General features: G+C 38.3%; 19 protein-coding genes and 1 other annotated feature. Of the genes, 2 read left to right on the top strand and 17 right to left on the bottom strand.

The window, feature by feature from the left end; all coding sequences use genetic code 11:
* Positions 1 to 78: 78 nt before the first annotated feature.
* The 4 genes from RV15_RS05650 to RV15_RS05635 all read right to left on the bottom strand — a co-directional run bounded on the left by RV15_RS05650 (position 79) and on the right by RV15_RS05635 (position 3754).
* A complete protein-coding gene (locus RV15_RS05650; protein ID WP_071877085.1) occupies positions 79 to 768 on the bottom strand; it encodes a metal ABC transporter ATP-binding protein in 690 nt (229 codons plus the stop codon).
* A gap of 76 nt (positions 769 to 844) precedes the next feature.
* Positions 845 to 1807 carry a metal ABC transporter substrate-binding protein gene (locus RV15_RS05645; RefSeq protein ID WP_071877084.1) on the bottom strand — a complete coding sequence of 321 codons (963 nt, stop codon included), beginning with the start codon at positions 1805 to 1807 and terminating at the stop codon, positions 845 to 847.
* Positions 1808 to 2126: 319 nt separating this feature from the next.
* The gene (gene ispE / locus RV15_RS05640; RefSeq protein WP_071877083.1) at positions 2127 to 2978 is read right to left on the bottom strand and encodes a 4-(cytidine 5'-diphospho)-2-C-methyl-D-erythritol kinase; all 852 of its coding nucleotides are present in this window, start codon (positions 2976 to 2978) and stop codon (positions 2127 to 2129) included.
* Positions 2979 to 3172: 194 nt separating this feature from the next.
* Positions 3173 to 3754 (bottom strand): ATP-dependent Clp protease proteolytic subunit, encoded by a 582-nt coding sequence (locus RV15_RS05635; RefSeq protein WP_071877082.1) that lies wholly within the window; start codon positions 3752 to 3754, stop codon positions 3173 to 3175.
* A 178-nt stretch (positions 3755 to 3932) separates the two neighbouring features.
* Here RV15_RS05635 and rarD point away from each other — a divergent pair, with 178 nt between their 5' ends.
* Positions 3933 to 4802: an EamA family transporter RarD gene (rarD, locus tag RV15_RS05630; RefSeq protein ID WP_071877081.1), complete on the top strand. Its 870-nt coding sequence runs from the start codon at positions 3933 to 3935 to the stop codon at positions 4800 to 4802.
* A 122-nt stretch (positions 4803 to 4924) separates the two neighbouring features.
* On the opposite strand, the gene RV15_RS05625 is transcribed toward rarD, so the two are convergent.
* Complete coding sequence (locus RV15_RS05625) at positions 4925 to 5524, bottom strand: flavin reductase (RefSeq protein ID WP_071877080.1); 600 nt, start codon at positions 5522 to 5524, stop codon at positions 4925 to 4927.
* A gap of 97 nt (positions 5525 to 5621) precedes the next feature.
* Between RV15_RS05625 and RV15_RS05620 the strand changes: the two genes are divergently transcribed.
* Positions 5622 to 6314 carry an ArsR/SmtB family transcription factor gene (locus tag RV15_RS05620; protein WP_071877079.1) on the top strand — a complete coding sequence of 231 codons (693 nt, stop codon included), beginning with the start codon at positions 5622 to 5624 and terminating at the stop codon, positions 6312 to 6314.
* A 65-nt stretch (positions 6315 to 6379) separates the two neighbouring features.
* On the opposite strand, the gene RV15_RS05615 is transcribed toward RV15_RS05620, so the two are convergent.
* The 12 genes from RV15_RS05615 to radA all read right to left on the bottom strand — a co-directional run bounded on the left by RV15_RS05615 (position 6380) and on the right by radA (position 16843).
* Positions 6380 to 6625, bottom strand: coding sequence for a Veg family protein (locus RV15_RS05615; protein WP_010761984.1), 246 nt, complete (start codon positions 6623 to 6625; stop codon positions 6380 to 6382).
* 133 nt (positions 6626 to 6758) lie between these two features.
* The gene (locus RV15_RS05610) at positions 6759 to 7319 is read right to left on the bottom strand and encodes a sigma-70 family RNA polymerase sigma factor (protein ID WP_071877078.1); all 561 of its coding nucleotides are present in this window, start codon (positions 7317 to 7319) and stop codon (positions 6759 to 6761) included.
* An 87-nt stretch (positions 7320 to 7406) separates the two neighbouring features.
* On the bottom strand, positions 7407 to 7937 hold the full coding sequence (locus tag RV15_RS05605) for an NYN domain-containing protein (RefSeq protein ID WP_071877077.1): 531 nt from the start codon (positions 7935 to 7937) through the stop codon (positions 7407 to 7409).
* Between the two features lie 151 nt (positions 7938 to 8088).
* Positions 8089 to 8928, bottom strand: coding sequence for a 23S rRNA (guanosine(2251)-2'-O)-methyltransferase RlmB (gene rlmB, locus RV15_RS05600; RefSeq protein ID WP_071877076.1), 840 nt, complete (start codon positions 8926 to 8928; stop codon positions 8089 to 8091).
* The gene (locus RV15_RS05595) at positions 8918 to 9316 is read right to left on the bottom strand and encodes a Mini-ribonuclease 3 (RefSeq protein ID WP_071877075.1); all 399 of its coding nucleotides are present in this window, start codon (positions 9314 to 9316) and stop codon (positions 8918 to 8920) included. Before RV15_RS05595 ends, rlmB begins: the two co-directional genes overlap by 11 nt.
* Positions 9313 to 10725, bottom strand: a complete 1413-nt coding sequence (gene cysS, locus RV15_RS05590) for a cysteine--tRNA ligase (RefSeq protein WP_071877074.1) — start codon at positions 10723 to 10725, stop codon at positions 9313 to 9315. The genes RV15_RS05595 and cysS overlap by 4 nt, the downstream gene beginning before the upstream one ends.
* On the bottom strand, positions 10709 to 11257 hold the full coding sequence (gene epsC, locus RV15_RS05585) for a serine O-acetyltransferase EpsC (protein ID WP_071877073.1): 549 nt from the start codon (positions 11255 to 11257) through the stop codon (positions 10709 to 10711). The genes cysS and epsC overlap by 17 nt, the downstream gene beginning before the upstream one ends.
* A gap of 118 nt (positions 11258 to 11375) precedes the next feature.
* Positions 11376 to 11576: a binding site (T-box leader), on the bottom strand.
* A gap of 1 nt (position 11577) precedes the next feature.
* A complete protein-coding gene (gltX, locus tag RV15_RS05580; protein ID WP_071877072.1) occupies positions 11578 to 13035 on the bottom strand; it encodes a glutamate--tRNA ligase in 1458 nt (485 codons plus the stop codon).
* Complete coding sequence (gene ispF, locus RV15_RS05575) at positions 13032 to 13523, bottom strand: 2-C-methyl-D-erythritol 2,4-cyclodiphosphate synthase (RefSeq protein ID WP_071877071.1); 492 nt, start codon at positions 13521 to 13523, stop codon at positions 13032 to 13034. Before ispF ends, gltX begins: the two co-directional genes overlap by 4 nt.
* A gap of 8 nt (positions 13524 to 13531) precedes the next feature.
* Positions 13532 to 14257 (bottom strand): 2-C-methyl-D-erythritol 4-phosphate cytidylyltransferase, encoded by a 726-nt coding sequence (gene ispD / locus RV15_RS05570; RefSeq protein ID WP_071877070.1) that lies wholly within the window; start codon positions 14255 to 14257, stop codon positions 13532 to 13534.
* The gene (locus RV15_RS05565) at positions 14244 to 15386 is read right to left on the bottom strand and encodes a PIN/TRAM domain-containing protein (RefSeq protein WP_071877069.1); all 1143 of its coding nucleotides are present in this window, start codon (positions 15384 to 15386) and stop codon (positions 14244 to 14246) included. The genes ispD and RV15_RS05565 overlap by 14 nt, the downstream gene beginning before the upstream one ends.
* A gap of 86 nt (positions 15387 to 15472) precedes the next feature.
* Complete coding sequence (radA, locus tag RV15_RS05560) at positions 15473 to 16843, bottom strand: DNA repair protein RadA (protein WP_071877068.1); 1371 nt, start codon at positions 16841 to 16843, stop codon at positions 15473 to 15475.
* Between the last annotated feature and the right edge of the window lie 101 nt (positions 16844 to 16944).

Here is a 16944-nt window from a genome sequence, read left to right as displayed (position 1 = left end):
TTTTAGGACGCTATTTTTTCAGCACAATAGAAATTAAATACCTCTGCATAATTCATTTAAACAGTATACTGGCACATTTTATGCGATATCTGAACTCATATGAAAGCATCTCCACTCGGAGTCCTCTTTACGAACCAAACGGATTTGTCGATCTGCATAAGATTTGATATCTTCATGATCGTGAGTAATCATCAAAATCGCTTTACCATGATCATGAGCATTATGTTTTAAAAGGCGATAAAATTCGTTTCTAGACGTTTCATCCATCCCTGTTGTTGGTTCATCTAAAATAAATAAATCAGGGTCTGTCGCAAAAATACGCGCTAAACTGATGCGTTGTTTCTGTCCACCAGAAAGTTCACCGATCCGTTTATGACGCATGTCCCACATGCCAACTGCTTTCAAGGCTTTTTCCACATGCTGATGGTCTCTTTTTGTCAATGGTTTAAACCAGCGATTACGTGGAAAACGGCCTGAGCGCACTAACTCGATCACGGTACTTGGAAACCCTGCATTAAATGACGCCACTTGCTGAGGAATATAACCAATACTCAGTTTTTCACCTGTTGTATTTTCTTTTGCGATCGTGATTTTTCCTTTAGTTGGTTTTAATAACCCTAAAGTACTCTTGATCAATGTCGATTTGGCTGCACCGTTTTCTCCTGTTAGAATCACAAATTCACCAGGATCGACATAATAGGAAACGTCCTCCAAGACTGGCTCATCATCATAATAAAATGTAAGGTCTTTGACTTCTAGATAATGCATGACTCTACTCCTTCTTTAACCTGATAAACTACTTAAATCGGGAGAAAAAACTGGCTATCTTTTGTCCCGATTCTACTTACTTAACGCTTTTCTTCAATGCTTCAAGGTTGGCTTTCATCGCTGAAATGTAATCTTCACCTTGATCTTGTTCTTTTTGGGTAATACTTTCTAACGGATTAAGCACCGCAAGTTCTACCCCTGTTTCACTTGCTAAGGTTTCAGCAACTTTTGATGAAGCAGATGTTTCAAAATAAATCACTGACACATTATGTTCTTTAATATATTTTTTCAACTCGGCTAAACGACTTGGTGATGGTTCTTGGTCTGGTGAAATTCCAGCAATCGATTCTTGTGTCAACCCGTATTGTTTTGCTAAATAGCCAAACGCAGCATGTTGTGTGACAAACGTTTTGTTTTTAGCATTCGTAAATGCTTCTTTATATTCTGAATCTAACTCTTTTAATTTTTCACTATACGCTGTCGCATTTTTCTCAAATGTTTCTTTTTTATCTGGGTATTTTTTGACTAGTGCATCGCGAATCGCTTCAACTTCTTTTTGGGCTAAAACTGGATCTAGCCAAACATGAGGATCTAATTCGTGATCATGGTCATGTTCCTCGTGATCTGCTTCTTCTTCGTCATGATCATGAGCAGCACCAGCCATTAAATCGATCGAACCTGCTGCTTCTACGACAGCAACTTTTTTCTCATCAACATTTTCTAAAACATCTTTGACCCACGTCTCTAATTCATGACTGTTGTACACAAACACATCTGCATCTGTGATCTTGGCAATATCTTTGGCACTTGGCTCATAGTCATGAGGTTCTGTTCCAGCTGGGATCAATAATTGAACATCTCCAGCGTCACCGACCACGTTTTTAGCAAAATCGTACATTGGGTAAAAAGTTGTCACGACTTTTATTGTATCACTTTTCCCAGAATTGTCTTGCTCTTTTGTCTGCCCACAAGCAGTTAGTGTCAACATAGCTGCCATTAAAAGGAATCCTACAATATATTTCCAGTTGTTTTTTCTCATCTCTTTTAGCCCCATTTCGATTTGTCTTATTCAAATCGTAATATTTACGATTTAGTAGCAAGAACTAATTTACCAGAAGGGAAAGCGAACGTCAAGAGAAAACAGAAAAAAAGATTATTACTATAGCTGAAAGCTTTCGCCTCGATCTTAGAGAAAATGTTCAAGAACAGTCAGAAGAATACCTTTCACGCCATCAGAAAAAAGATAACGATGGGAAACATGTACCCTCAAAAACAAATACATGTCTCTTTTTGACTTGTTTATAATGCACAAAAAACCACTCAATCGAATGGTTTTTTTACGTATATATTCTAAGTTTTCATTTTAACGTCCGCACAATATACACTTCATCACAAAAGCCTTTTAGCCCGTTATAAATTCGTTGTGCTCGGGTCTTCTTCTCACATAATGCAAAGACCGTTGGACCACTGCCGCTCATTAACGCTGCATCTGCTCCATATTTCAACATCCGATCTTTGATTTGCTGAATCACTGGGTGACGTTTGATCGTCACGCCTTCTAAAGCATTGCCGATTTTTTCAGTCATCAACTGATAATCATCCGTTTCAACTGCTCGCTTCAATCCAATAATATCAGGATGTTGAACGCTGTTAAACGATAAACTGCTAAAAATCGAACTAGTAGAAACACTCATTTTGGGTTTTACTAAAACGACCCAACATTGAGGCATCGCTGGTAAAAACTCGATTTTTTCCCCACGTCCTGTGACAAAAGCCGTCCCACCATGAATACAGTAAGGAACATCCGAGCCAATTACACTCCCCAATTCCGCTAGCTCTTCCACTGACAAACCCAAATTCCATAAGCGGTTCAATCCTCGTAAGGCTGCGGCACAGTCACTGCTGCCTCCAGCTAAACCTGCTGCTACGGGGATTCTTTTTTCTATGTAAATTTTAACTCCCTGAGTAAGATGAAACGTGTTCTTCAACAGTTCTGCGGCTTGATACACATGATTTCTTCTATCCACTGGTAAAAAGGAGCTATTTGTTTCGATCACTATTTCGTTTTTCGGCAACAGTTCAAAGGTCAGCCGATCGGCTAAATCTACACTAGCCATGATCATCTCTAGTTCATGATAACCATCTTGTCTTTTATAGAGAGCATCCAACCCCAAGTTGATTTTTGCGGGCGCTTTTTCTATGATTTCCATTCTTTTTCACCTATTCTAATCCATTACCTAACCATCTTCACAATCTTTTAAATTCTACCATATGTTGTTAGAGAAGTATATATTAGATAAAGAATTGAAACGATTTTCAAAGACAACACAAATAAAGCCGTAAATCACTTCATTGTTGAAGGATATACGGCTCTTTAATTGTTCTTGAACTTCTTTTTTAATGCTTAGACAATCTCACTTCTATGTGTGATGATTTTATTGACAATGCCGTATTCAAGCGCTTCTTCAGCATTTAACCAGTAATCTCTTGCTGTATCATTTTTGACTTGCTCAATATCTTTACCAGTCTCTTTCGCTATAAGCTGGTTGATTTTCTCTCTTGTGCGAATGATTTCTTTGGCCGTGATTTCCATATCGCTGGATTGGCCTTGTGTTCCACCTGAGGGTTCGTGAATCATAAAGCGGGTATTTGGCAAACAATAACGACGCTCTTTTTCACTGGATAAGTAGATAAGCGCCCCTGCACTAACTACCCAACCTGAACCAATAATGTTCACTTTTGGTTTGATAAAATTAATCATGTCAAAGATCAGATAACCAGAATCAACATGCCCTCCGTTACTGCTGATAAACAAATTAATTGGTTCATCATTGATTGATTCTAGTAATAGTAACTGCGTACAGACTTCTTTTGCCATTTGCTCATTGATTTCACTGGAAATAATGATCGTTCTAGTCCCCATCATTTTTTCAGCCAATAAATCTGGTTGTTTTTGTTCTTCTTTGACCTTTTCTTGTTCACTCATTACATATCCTCCTTTGTGTATCTAGCGAAAGTCTAACATAACTTTACTTCATACACAAATTACGATTTCAGAGCTTCAGCTAGCATTTCTCAACAAAAATCATATATCGATGAATATAGATGCATTTTTCGATTATAGTTAACCCCATGATAAATAAATACGCACGAAGGAGGAAAATATGAAAAGAAATAAAGGTGTTCTAAGCGGTATACTAGCTTATATTATCTGGGGGGTGCTTCCCTTGTATTGGAAAGTGGTAAAAAATGTTGATTCGAGGGACTTACTTGCCTATCGAATCATCTTCTCATGTATTGTCCTTCTTGGATCAATCCTTTTATTTGGAAAAACCAAAGCAATCGTTCAAGAAACCAAAATTTTATTTAAAAGTAAAAGCAAACTTGCTTATCTCCTACTAGGAGTTATTTTAATTTCGGTCAATTGGTTATTGTTCATTACTACTGTAAATTCTGGCAATACCCTTGATGCAAGTTTAGGCTACTATATCAATCCTATCCTGAGTGTTATCTTAGGGATCTATCTATTAAAGGAAAAAGCGAGCAATTTTATTTTGGTAGCTGCTGGATTTGGTCTAGCAGGTGTCATCCTATTATCTATATACACCGGCCATATTCCATTCAATGCACTATTAATTGCTGGAACGTTTGGCTTTTACGGACTAACAAAGAAAAAAACGACTATTTCATCTCTAACTAGTTTATTTTGGGAAACTTTGCTACTTAGCCCTTTTGCCTGTTATTACTTGTACTTTTACGCAGAGACCAGTTATTTTACTTATCCTGTTTCTGAACAATTGTTATTACTAATATCTGGGATCCTGACTGTGATTCCGCTATTTCTTTTCTCGATTGCGAACAAAAATAGCGATTATATCACACTTGGCTTTATTCAATACATTGGGCCTTCGATCATGCTATTTCTAGCAATATTTGTTTTTGGAGAGCATTTTTCAACTACTCAACTGTTAGGCTTTGTTCTTATCTGGATTGGCATTGGGATTTATCTACGGTCAGTAAAAAAGGTTGAATAACCGGTTGGAACAGACACTGCTTCTTAAGAATTAGACATCTCTGTCCCAACCTCGATGAAATTAAGTGAATAAATAAGGGCTTAGATTTAGCAAAGAGTCCTATCAATTATTTTACAGCGTTACTATTTAAGAAATTCTTGGAACCTAAAATTCTTACCTAAATGTTTATCTGTGGTCGCATACTCCCTAAATTTGTAAATCAACGGATGCCATTTTTCCACATCGATATGGGTCTCATCGGCTAAGATTTCTTCCGAAACATGAATTGCCTGCACTGTTGTTTCAATTATGGCATAATTTTTTCGTACCATAATATCGGTCACACAAGCTTCTATTTGAATCAGACATTCTGCTATACGTGCAGTAGATACTGAAATACCAGCTAATTTGGAAAATTTTGCCAATCGAAACTTATTCTCGCAATAATCATATCCTAATTGCTTTTTATATTCAGGAACCGTTGGATTTCCAGTCTTTTTATCAATCTTTTCGATTTGCTCCCATATGCTTTGATCGGCAATATTTAACGTTAAATCACTACCGACTTTTAAGTTGTGGAATCCTTGATTATCCAAGCCTAGACCTAAAACTACGGACCGATCAAGTGTCCATGTTGAGCTGATTGGCGTTAAATCGTCTGAACCAGTATCTTTATTTCTAGTCGTCATTAAAACTACTGGAAAGCCATAATAGAAAGAATTTTTATTGAGTTGTTTGTACATACTTAGCACCTCTTCTTGTAAGATGTAAATAGTATATAATAAGGATATCTCGATGCAGATTGAGGTATTCAGTGGAATTGAAAGGTAGGGAATATAGATGCAGGGGTTTCCTGATATTAGTCAAATAACGAAAATATTAAGTGATGAATCGCGTATTCAAATCATAACAATTCTAATGGATAAACGCTACCATACTGTTCACGAACTTGCTAAGTTAGTTCACATTAAAGATCACACAGCCTCTTATCATTTGAAAAAAATGGCTGGACAGGGCTGGCTCACATCCCATAAACAAGGGAGATCTGTTTATTACTGTCTATCCAATGATGAGATTGCTGAATTAATGGAACAGTTAATGCACCTTAGTCCGATAAAACCTATTACATCATATAATAAAAGTACAGAATATAAACAGTTAAAAGCTGGCCGAAGTTGTTACTGCCATCTAGCTGGTGAATTGGGTGTGCAGTTTTTTGATCAGTTACGCCAACTACAGTTTCTGATTTTAGAGAATGATCAGTTATCTCTGACTAGTGCGGGAGAAACATTTTTTACTGAGTTGAGCATTAATACTCATGATTTAAAAAAGAAACCAGGTATATTCGCTAAACCCTGTCTTGATTGGACGGAACGAAGGTTCCATTTAGCTGGACATCTGGGCACCACTTTTTTTAATGAATGCATTGCCCGTGAATGGCTAATTAAACACCCGCAAAATCGTAGTATTGTTCTAAGTAGAGCTGGATTAAAATGGTTTCAATCATTCTTTGCCTTAGAAAATAAAATTTAGTTATACCAAAAAGAGTAGAGCCAAAGCGAAAACGCTTTAGCTCTACTCTTTAAAATTAATAAATTCTAGACTGCTTCACTGACAAATTCAATCTCTACTGTGCGTGTCAACACATCTGAATAACTATAAGAAACTCGTTCAAATGAGTTTTCATCTGGATCTAAATCTACAACGAAGACAGATGGATACGTTTCTGTCAAAATACCATTACGTTCTGTTTGACGCTTTCTGCCGGTCTGAGCAACTAATGTGATTTTGCTGCCGATACGACATTCTAGATCTTTTTTAATGGAAGCTAAAGTTGTTGGCATTGCATTCACCTCAGATGACATTATACCACATATCAATAAAAATAACAAGTTTACCATAGCATAAAATGAAATGCAACTAATTATAATTTATAAATGGATAATTATTTGATGTGAAAAATGTAAAACTTCTCATTTAATCATAAATAATCGCTTTTAGCTTCCTTTTGGCCCGATCATATGCACTTCTAACAGTGATTTCGCGGCTATCTGTGTCTTTAGCAATCTCTTCTAATTCTTTACCATTCATGTATTCTTGAAATGTGGTACGTTCAAACGGTGACAACATGACTGGCAGCTGTTCTAACTTCTCCCGAATGATCATTTGCTCTAATACATCTGTTTCTTCTACCCTTATGTAATCGAAAAATGATTCTCCCTGTTTCTCCATTTTTTGATCTAAAGAGACTGACTGTGTGTCGATCGTTCGTTTGAGTGCGCATTGTTTTCTAACCAGACTGCGAATATGGTTTTCAAAGTTTGACTTAAAAAACTTCCCAATTGAAACATCATGAGCCTCTTCGTATTTTTCTAGCGAACGATGAAAGATGATTCGCCCCTCTTGCAACCAATCTTCTCGATCAAAATCTTTCAGATAATACTTTTTTTGAAACTTATACACTACTGGATGATACTTATGATACAAACGATCAAACTTTACTGTGTCCCCTTTTAGAATGTCTTCGTACTTATTCATTACCAACCTTCTCCTTTCAAGCATTCTACCAAAATGCTTAAAAAAAGAGTAACATTTTATTATTAAAAAGTTGATTAAAATAGGATATTAATCTTTATTTTTGGACAATTCGTCCAGTTTTTCGGACAACTTCGACAATTGATCAATATTCCATGGAGAATTTCGCCGAAAATCTTGAAAATGAATATCTGTTGCATGAACTGCAATCGTACGTTCTGTTTTTTGAACATTTTTATACAACTCATTGGCCGACGCTCGTAACGCACCCTTTGAAAAAACTAGCCATTGTTCTGCCAGATCGCTCGTTGCTACAGTTACTTGAGTCAACCGATCATTCTTTTCTCCTGCGATACGCTCAATGTAGCTATCAGCTGTTTCTTCTTCCTTCGTGAAAACGACAGTTAACTGGTACTTTTTATACGTTTGCTGAATTCCTGGAACTAGCTGTGCATCAAAAACAACAATGACTTCTAAATTCTCATATTTTGCATAATTTGATAAACGCTGCAGTAAAACTTCTCTAGCATCTTCAAGCTTATTCTGATTCTTGAGCTGAACCAATTCAGGCCAAGAGCCGATCATATTATAACCATCCACGATCAGTAACTGTTTTTTCATTTTGATTTGTCACCTTCTTTATATCAAAAGTCGAGAAAAAGCATTGCGTAGTTTCAAGCGTTTCACCTAGTCTGCTTCAAACATAATCGGTATTAAGCTCAGCGCTTTGTAAAAAATACTGTCTGCTTTTTCCCGCCGTTTACCAGAATGATTAAAGGGGATTTCGTCCACGATAAGCTTCATACATCAACAAACCAGCCGCAACACCAGCATTCAAGCTTTGAACATGCCCGCTCATTGGAATCGTCAATAATTCGTCAACTTCTTTATGCAGTCCTTGACTCATCCCACGACCCTCATTACCGATTATTAAAGCAATTGCGCCTTGGGTATTCCACTGACGGTAATCAGTCCCATTCATATCTGTGCCAAAAATCCAAAAACTATTTTCTTTCAGTGTAGCAATGCTTTGCGTTAAGTTCGTTACACGAGCGACAGGGATGTATTCCACAGCTCCAGTTGAAGCTTTTGCAACAACTGGCGTAATTCCCACCGCGCGATGTTTAGGAATAATGATCCCATCAACACCTGTTGCATCTGCCGTTCTCAATATAGAACCAAAATTGTGGGGATCTTCCAAGCTGTCTAAAATCAAGAAAAATGGCGTCTCAGTCTTTTCTTTTGTCCGATCAAGTAATTCATCTAATGTTAAATATTCATACGCTGTAATCGCTAAAACAACGCCCTGATGCACACCGTGGTTTGTCATAGTATCTAATTTTTGTTTTGGCACCCATTTGACAGGCACTGCGTTTTCTTTTGCCAGTAATTTTAGTTGTTCGACTTTTTCACTCTTGCTGTCTTCTTGTAAAAATAATTTGTTGCCGCGCCCCTGCTGAATTGCTTCAACCGTCGCATGATTGCCGAAAACAAAATTCTCTTCAATTGTTTCTTGAGAAACTTCTCGTTCTTTTTTTACGTTTTCTTTTTTGAACGGTTGATTTTTTGGTGATTTATTTCCTTTAAAAGAACGCTTTTTATCATTTCTCATTTTCTTCACCCACTTTTTTTATGCACCAATCGATCAATTCTTCTAAACGTTCGGTTTGCTTCGTTAAATGTAAATACCCCATCAATGATTCAAATCCGGTCGCGATTCGATAGGTTGTAATATCAGCATTTTTAGCTGAGGTGTGACTTTTAGCATTACGTCCACGTTTGTACATCAGCTCTTCATTTTCTGTCAACAGCTGCTCATCAAGCATTGCTTGAATCAAAAAAGCCTGTGCCTTTGCTGAAACATAATGCGTCGCCATACGGTGTAAAATATTCGGTTTGGTTTGCCCTAGTTCAACTAAGTAGTCGCGGATGTAAATCTCATAGATTGCGTCTCCAACATAAGCCAAAGCTAAACCGTTTAATTGTGTATAATCTCTCATTCACTTCTTCTCCATCTTGTTCCTTGGGCTGTGTCTTCCAAGGTTATTCCTTTGTCTTTTAATAAATCACGAATCTCATCACTGCGGGCAAAGTCGCGATTGGCACGTGCTTGATTGCGTTCTTCGATCAATTGATCAATATCATCATCTAGCAGTTCTTCTGATAAAAAGAAGATACCAAAAATACTTAACCATTGTGTGAACTGTTCTAGCGCTTTTTCAATTACCAATGCTGATACAGCTTCTTGCTCACTATACTGATTTAGCCATTTAGCCATTTCGTAAACGACAGTGATGCCATTTGCTGCGTTAAAATCATCATCCATTTCAGTGGTGAAACGCGTTTCTAACTCTACTAATTCATGCAACTTTTGAGTATCTTCATCAAGTGCTACTACTGCATTAGATTTTCTAAAAGACAAATTCTCAAACGCATTTTTTAATTTTTGTAAATTGACACCCGCTTCTTTCATCGTTGTTTCGCTATAACGAATCGGGCGCCGGTATTGTGTGGTGGCCATAAAGAAACGCAAAACTTGTGGGTCAACTTCCTTCACTAGTTCATGGACTGTGACAAAGTTTCCTAACGATTTGCTCATTTTTTCATCGTCTTCACCAATCGTTACAAAACCATTATGCATCCAATAATTAGCAAATGTTTGACCTGTTTTCGCTTCACTTTGGGCGATTTCATTTTCATGATGAGGAAACTCAAGGTCTTGTCCGCCACCATGGATATCAATTGTATCACCTAAATGTTTGGTTGCCATAACAGAACACTCGATGTGCCAGCCTGGACGCCCTGCTCCCCACGGTGAATCCCAAGAAATCTCACCTTCTTTGGCCCCTTTCCATAAGGCAAAATCTAGTGGATCTTCTTTCAACTCTTTTTCGACACCTGTCCGTTGGCTAGCACCAACTTCTAATTCATCGATCGATTGATGACTGAGTTTGCCATAGCCTTTAAATTTACGCGTTCGGTAATAAACATCTCCTTGTGATTCATAAGCATAGCCCTTGTCGATCAACGCTTGAATAAACGTCAAAATATCTGGCATATGATCCATCACACGTGGATGTAACGTTGCTGGTTTAACATTCAAGACATTCGTATCTTCTTCAAATGCATGGATAAAACGATCTGCAACTTCTGGCGCTGTGATGCCTAATTCTTTAGCTGCTCGGATGATTTTATCATCAACATCAGTAAAGTTTGAGACATAATTTACTTCATAGCCGCGGTATTCCAAGTAACGTCTGATTGTGTCAAAGGCCATTGAGCTGCGGGCATTGCCGATATGAATATAATTGTAGACAGTCGGTCCGCAGACATACATCCGGACTTTTCCTTCCTCTATTGGTTGAAATACTTCTTTTTCTCTCGTTAATGTATTATAGATTTGAATCATACGCTACCTCCAATTTTTCTCCTTTGATTCTGACGACCTTAGCTGGTATTCCGACAGCTGTTGCATCGTCAGGAATATCTGTTAAAACAACTGCCGCGGCACCAATTTTGGCTCTTTCACCAATTGTGACTGGCCCTAAAATTTGAGCATGTGCATGGATCATCGCACCTTTTTTAACCGTTGGATGACGTTTCCCTGTATCCTTACCTGTTCCGCCTAAGGTCACGCCATGAAATAACACAACATCTTCTTCGATTTCTGCTGTTTGACCGATCACAACGCCCATACCATGATCAATAAAAACACCAGGCGCAATGGTCGCACCAGGATGAATTTCAATTCCTGTTAAAAAGCGCCAAAACTGTGCGTGGATCTTGGCTAATAAAAATAAGCGGTGCTGATATAAAAAATGGGAAAAACGATGCCAAAACAACGCATGCAAACCTGGATATGTCAATAGTGCTTCTAAGGTTGAACGCGCTGCAGGATCATTGTTTTTGACTGCCCTAACAGCTCTTTTTAACCAACTCATATCTTTACTCCTTTCATTTGATCTTAAACATAAAAACATAGCAAGCTCGTTCAGGTCTTTTTTCTGAAGAACTATTGATAATCAACAAATAAGCGCCTTTTAAACGAAATAACTCCGTTTAAAAGACGCTTGTGCGTGGTTCCACTTTTTTTTACAGGTCTCCCTGCCTCAAAACAGATAACGGTTGTTGGCCGTTTTCAGCTACGTATCGCTGAAACTATTCAAAGATGCATTTCAAAAAGGGCTGACAACTGTTTTCACCATCCACAGCCTCTCTAAAGACACGCGCTTTTTTACTTCTTCTTCTCTACATATTTCTATTATAAAACGTTATTTAAATGATCTAAGGCTTTTTCTTTCCCTAAAAGTTCGATCGTATCGCCTAATTCTGGTCCGTGCATTTGTCCTGAAACAGCTACACGAATTGGCATAAATAGATTTTTACCTTTAACGCCTGTTTCTTGTTGAACCGCTTTGATCCCGGCTTTAATGCTTGGTACGTCAACAACATCCATTGCTTCTAATTGTACTTTGAAAGCGGCTAGAACGGTAGGTACAGTTTCTCCAGCTAAGACTTCTTTGGCTGCGTCATCTAAGACTGGATGTTCGTTAAAGAACAATTCAGATACGTTGACGATTTCAGCTGCATAACTCATTTGTGGTTGATACAAGCTAACTACTTTTTTCAGCCATTCTAGTTTTTCTCCGCTTGGTTGCGCTTCGATCTTGCCTTCTGCGACTAAATAAGGAAGACACATATCGGTTAAGACATCTAAGTCTAATTGTTTCATATATTGGTTATTGACCCATTCAAGTTTCTTCCCATCAAACGCTGCTGGTGATTTACTTAAACGTTCTGGATCAAAGATTTTGATCAATTCTTCTTGTGAGAAGATTTCTTCTTCCCCAACTGGTGACCAGCCTAATAATGCTGTGAAGTTGAACATCGCTTCTGGTAAATAGCCAAGTTCACGGTATTGTTCGATGAATTGTAAAATCGATTCGTCACGTTTACTTAATTTTTTACCTGTTTCAGAGTTGATGATCAATGTCATATGTCCAAATTGTGGTGCTTTCCAACCGAATGCTTCATAAACCATCAATTGTTTGGGCGTATTCGCAATATGATCGTCACCACGTAAAACGTGCGTGATCTTCATCATGTGATCATCAATGGCTACCGCAAAGTTATATGTCGGCATGCCATCACGTTTTTGGATAACGAAGTCGCCGCCAATATTATCTGATTCAAAAACGATTTCGCCTTTGACCATATCTTCAAACGTATAAGAAGTATTTCTTGGTACGCGGAAACGAATAACTGGCTCAAGTCCTTGTGCTTCTTTTTCTGCTTGTTCAGAAGGTGTTAATTCTGCACATTTTCCTGAATAATGCGGCATTTCGCTACGAGCACGTTGGGCTTCTCTTTCAGTTTCTAATTCTTCTTCAGTACAATAACATTTATACGCGCGATTGCTTACCAACAGTTGATCAATCAAAGGTTGATAAATTTCGCCACGTTCTGACTGACGGTAAGGGCCATATTCACCTGGTTTTTCAGGTGATTCATCCCAATCCATACCTAACCAAGCTAAATTTTCCAACTGACTTTTTTCGCCGTTCTCGATATTTCTTTTTTGATCGGTATCTTCAATCCGAATAATAAACTCACCATCATTGTGGCGGGCAAATAAATAATTGAATAAAGCTGTTCTTGCATTTCCGATGTGTAAATGTCCAGTTGGACTTGGTGCATAGCGTACACGTACTTTTGTCATTGTGCATTCCTCTTTCTATTTTCAAGTAAAGCGACCGCAATCGCTCCCATACCTTCTTCTTGACCGATAAAACCCATTTTCTCCATCGTGGTTGCTTTTAAATTGATTTGATTTGCTTCAATTTGACAGGCTTTGGCGATGTTTTCTTTCATTTGTTCTAAATAAGGTTTCATTTTTGGTTGTTCTGCTAAAATTGTACAATCAATATTGCCAATAGTAAAGCCACTAGCCAAAACTTTTTGAGTTGCTTCGTACAATAATTTCATTGAGTCCGCATCTTTAAATTCCAACTCTGTATCTGGAAATAAATGGCCAATATCGCCCAGTCCCGCAGCACCTAACAATGCATCCGTAATCGCATGTAACAATACATCCGCATCCGAGTGTCCGAGCAGTCCCTTTTCAAAAGGAAGCTCTACACCTCCGATGATCAATTTACGTCCTGCTACTAATTGATGAACATCAAAACCTTGTCCAATTCGTATCATTTTTTCACCTAACTTCTTTTTCGTTTCACGATTGCTTCGCCAATCAGCATGTCTTCAGGCGTTGTTAATTTGATATTTTCATAGCTTCCCAACACCATTGATACAGGTAAATCACCATATTTTTCAATAAGTGAAGCATCGTCTGTCCCTAAATAGTTTTCCTGCTGTGCAAGCTTGTGAACTGCAATTAAATCCGTACCATAAAAAGCCTGAGGCGTTTGGATCTGCCATAATGTTTCACGTGGAACGGTCTCTTGAACGATTCCATTAAAGACACGCTTGATCGTATCTTTAACTGGAACACCTAGAATAGCGGCTCTCGTTTCTTGTACTTTCCGATGCAGAGCTTTCAATTGGGCTAAGTTGACAAAAGGCCTTGCGCCATCATGAACCATGACGATATTTTCTGGATCGATTAACGCGTTTAACCCGTTATAGACGCTATATTGACGTTCACTACCACCTGATACAATTGTTACTGGACACCTTTTTTTCTTTGTTTCTTTCTTGACCATTGTTGCTAGCAACTCTTGTTCATCTTCTTGTGTGACCAAAATAATGTGTTTGCAGGCGGGATCATTAAAAAAGGTGTTTAATGAATAAGAAATAACTGGTTTACCGATCAAGTGCAATAAAATTTTATTGCGACTGGCTCCCATTCTCGTCCCTTGACCTGCCGCTAATAAAATGACCTCATAATCCAGCGCTTTATTTCTATTTTCAGCTTTTCTCATTGGCTCTATGTTCTTCTTTACTGTCGTCGATCCCACGACCTGAGTGAGCTGGTTTAGCAAAAATCATTCGACCAGCTGCCGTTTGTAGCGCGCTTGTTACAACTACCTGGATATGTTCGCTCATATAATGCTGTCCATCTTCGACTACAACCATTGTGCCGTCATCTAGGTAAGCCACACCTTGCTGACGTTCTGTTCCAGCTTTTACAACCATTACATTCATTGTTTCACCTGGAATCACAACAGGTTTTACAGCATTTGCTAACGCATTGATATTCAATACTGGAACATTCTGAAATTCAGAGACTTTATTTAAGTTATAATCATTTGTTACAACCACACCATCTAACAGTTTGGCTAATTTGATTAGTTTACTATCTACTTCTGAAATATCTTCAAAGTCACCTTCATACATTTCAACCGAAATACCATCTTCTTTTTGTAATGCATTTAAAATATCTAAACCACGACGTCCACGAACACGTTTTAGACTATCGCCTGAATCTGCAATATATTGTAGCTCATACAAGACAAAATTAGGAATCAAAATAACGCCTTCTAAAAAGCCAGTCTTAGCAATATCATAGATTCTACCATCGATGATCACACTCGTATCCAAAATTTTGTATTTATGGAAATGATCTTCTATTCTGCGATCAAGAACTTCACCTTCTGTTTCAACTTGTGCTTTCTTTTGCTTAGGAGTAAAAATTTTACGCCACTCATCAATTCGAGTCGTCCCCATACGAAACCCAAGGTAGCCAAAAATGATCATAACTAGAATCGGTAAAACACTATTAACAAACGGGATATTCAAGTTATACATTGGAATCGAAATAATAACACCAATGACCAAGCCAAGAATGGCACCAATACTCCCGAATAATAGGTAGGTTAAACTCATTTCATTTAATGCTGCTTCTACTTTTTTCACGCCTGAAACAATATACTTCGCTAACCCTAACGATAAAATAAAGAAAATAAGTGCACCAATCAAACTGTTAGTAAAGTTATTGTTCAGCCATGTATTATCTGCCTGTTTCGCCATGTCCCAAGCCAACGGTAACAATGAGATACCTAAACTTGCGCCAGCGACGATCATCAGCAGTGTGATGACACGTTTTTGCATAGATTCATCCTCCAATATAATCATACTTAATTTAAAGAAAAAGAGGAGAGGCTGATTACACATTTGCTACAGCCTCTAGACCCTTTCTACTTGAATACTTTTCTTAACGTTTCGCCAATCGTCGCAACACCGACAATCTCGATACCTTCTGGCGGTGTCCAGCCGCCTAAATTGTTCTTTGGTAAATAAATCTTAGTAAATCCCAGCTTTTGCGCTTCACGCACTCGTTGCTCAATACTATTCACACGGCGAATCTCACCAGTCAAACCAATTTCACCAATAAAACATTCTGTCGGCTTTGTACCGTTTTCTTTATAACTAGAAGCAATACTGACTGCCACGGCTAAGTCGATGGCTGGTTCATTAATTTTCACACCACCTGCGGCTTTTAGGTACGCATCTTGATTTTGTAACAACAAACCTGCACGTTTTTCTAAGACTGCCATGATCAAGGAAACTCTATTGAAATCTAGTCCAGTCGTCGTGCGTTTAGCGTTACCAAACATCGTCGGTGTAATTAACGCCTGTACTTCAACTAAAATCGGACGTGTTCCTTCCATTGCGACCACAATTGCTGAACCTGTAGCATCAGCCAAGCGCTCTTCTAAAAATACTTGAGAAGGATTCATCACTTCTTCTAGCCCATGCTCCCGCATTTCAAAAATCCCGATCTCATTGGTGGAACCGAAACGATTTTTTACCGCTCTCAAAATTCTGAATGTATGATGCTTATCGCCTTCAAAATACAATACAGTATCCACCATATGCTCAAGCATACGAGGCCCTGCAATCGAGCCTTCTTTGGTCACATGCCCTACAATAAAAATTGCAATTCCATTTGTTTTAGCGATTTTCAATAGTTCGGCTGTTGTCTCCCGTACTTGACTGACACTACCAGCCACACTAGTTACGTCTGGTTGCGTCATCGTTTGAATGGAATCGATGATTACATAATCTGGTTCCAACTTTTCGATTGCACGACTTATTTCATTCATATCCGTTTCAGCGTACAAATAAAATTCCGTATCAATCGAACTTAAACGCTCGGCACGCATTTTAATTTGCTCAGCGCTTTCTTCTCCAGAAACATATAACACTTTGCCGCCGATTTCAGCAAGTTGCTGTGACACTTGTAACAGCAGTGTTGATTTACCGATCCCAGGATCCCCACCGATCAAAACAAGCGACCCAGGAACTACACCACCGCCTAATACACGATTCAGCTCTACTAGCTTCGTTTTCACTCGTGGTTCTTTCTTAGGAACAACTTCCGCTAAACGCTGCGGCTGAGTCTTTTTACCTGTTAAACTAACTCTAGCACGACGATCTGTCGTATCTTGAATGATTTCTTCTGTCATTGTGTTCCACTGCCCACAATTGGGGCAGCGTCCTAAATATTTAGGGGAGATATACCCGCACGTTTGACACTCAAATTGAACTTTTGCTTTTTTTGCCATATGCTATCCCCTCGTTTTGATGTATTCTTTATTTTACCATAGTTTAGGCCTCTTAGACTAAGACTTCCCACTATAAAATACGCAGTTTTCCAATGGTTTTA

This window comes from Enterococcus silesiacus, from assembly GCF_001886225.1.
Classification (GTDB): Bacteria; Bacillota; Bacilli; order Lactobacillales; family Enterococcaceae; genus Enterococcus_L; species Enterococcus_L silesiacus.
Note: the sequence above shows the minus strand (reverse complement) of the source record. Positions and strands in the feature narration are given on the sequence as shown.

Excerpts from the sequence above, each read along its gene's own strand:
- RV15_RS05650 (WP_071877085.1), bottom strand. The coding sequence starts at position 768 with ATGCATTATCTAGAAGTCAAAGACCTTACATTTTATTATGATGATGAG.
- RV15_RS05645 (WP_071877084.1), bottom strand. The coding sequence starts at position 1,807 with ATGAGAAAAAACAACTGGAAATATATTGTAGGATTCCTTTTAATGGCA.
- ispE (WP_071877083.1), bottom strand. The coding sequence starts at position 2,978 with ATGGAAATCATAGAAAAAGCGCCCGCAAAAATCAACTTGGGGTTGGAT.
- RV15_RS05635 (WP_071877082.1), bottom strand. The coding sequence starts at position 3,754 with ATGAGTGAACAAGAAAAGGTCAAAGAAGAACAAAAACAACCAGATTTA.
- rarD (WP_071877081.1), top strand. The coding sequence starts at position 3,933 with ATGAAAAGAAATAAAGGTGTTCTAAGCGGTATACTAGCTTATATTATC.
- RV15_RS05625 (WP_071877080.1), bottom strand. The coding sequence starts at position 5,524 with ATGTACAAACAACTCAATAAAAATTCTTTCTATTATGGCTTTCCAGTA.
- RV15_RS05620 (WP_071877079.1), top strand. The coding sequence starts at position 5,622 with ATGCAGGGGTTTCCTGATATTAGTCAAATAACGAAAATATTAAGTGAT.
- RV15_RS05615 (WP_010761984.1), bottom strand. The coding sequence starts at position 6,625 with ATGCCAACAACTTTAGCTTCCATTAAAAAAGATCTAGAATGTCGTATC.
- RV15_RS05610 (WP_071877078.1), bottom strand. The coding sequence starts at position 7,319 with ATGAATAAGTACGAAGACATTCTAAAAGGGGACACAGTAAAGTTTGAT.
- RV15_RS05605 (WP_071877077.1), bottom strand. The coding sequence starts at position 7,937 with ATGAAAAAACAGTTACTGATCGTGGATGGTTATAATATGATCGGCTCT.
- rlmB (WP_071877076.1), bottom strand. The coding sequence starts at position 8,928 with ATGAGAAATGATAAAAAGCGTTCTTTTAAAGGAAATAAATCACCAAAA.
- RV15_RS05595 (WP_071877075.1), bottom strand. The coding sequence starts at position 9,316 with ATGAGAGATTATACACAATTAAACGGTTTAGCTTTGGCTTATGTTGGA.
- cysS (WP_071877074.1), bottom strand. The coding sequence starts at position 10,725 with ATGATTCAAATCTATAATACATTAACGAGAGAAAAAGAAGTATTTCAA.
- epsC (WP_071877073.1), bottom strand. The coding sequence starts at position 11,257 with ATGAGTTGGTTAAAAAGAGCTGTTAGGGCAGTCAAAAACAATGATCCT.
- gltX (WP_071877072.1), bottom strand. The coding sequence starts at position 13,035 with ATGACAAAAGTACGTGTACGCTATGCACCAAGTCCAACTGGACATTTA.
- ispF (WP_071877071.1), bottom strand. The coding sequence starts at position 13,523 with ATGATACGAATTGGACAAGGTTTTGATGTTCATCAATTAGTAGCAGGA.
- ispD (WP_071877070.1), bottom strand. The coding sequence starts at position 14,257 with ATGAGAAAAGCTGAAAATAGAAATAAAGCGCTGGATTATGAGGTCATT.
- RV15_RS05565 (WP_071877069.1), bottom strand. The coding sequence starts at position 15,386 with ATGCAAAAACGTGTCATCACACTGCTGATGATCGTCGCTGGCGCAAGT.
- radA (WP_071877068.1), bottom strand. The coding sequence starts at position 16,843 with ATGGCAAAAAAAGCAAAAGTTCAATTTGAGTGTCAAACGTGCGGGTAT.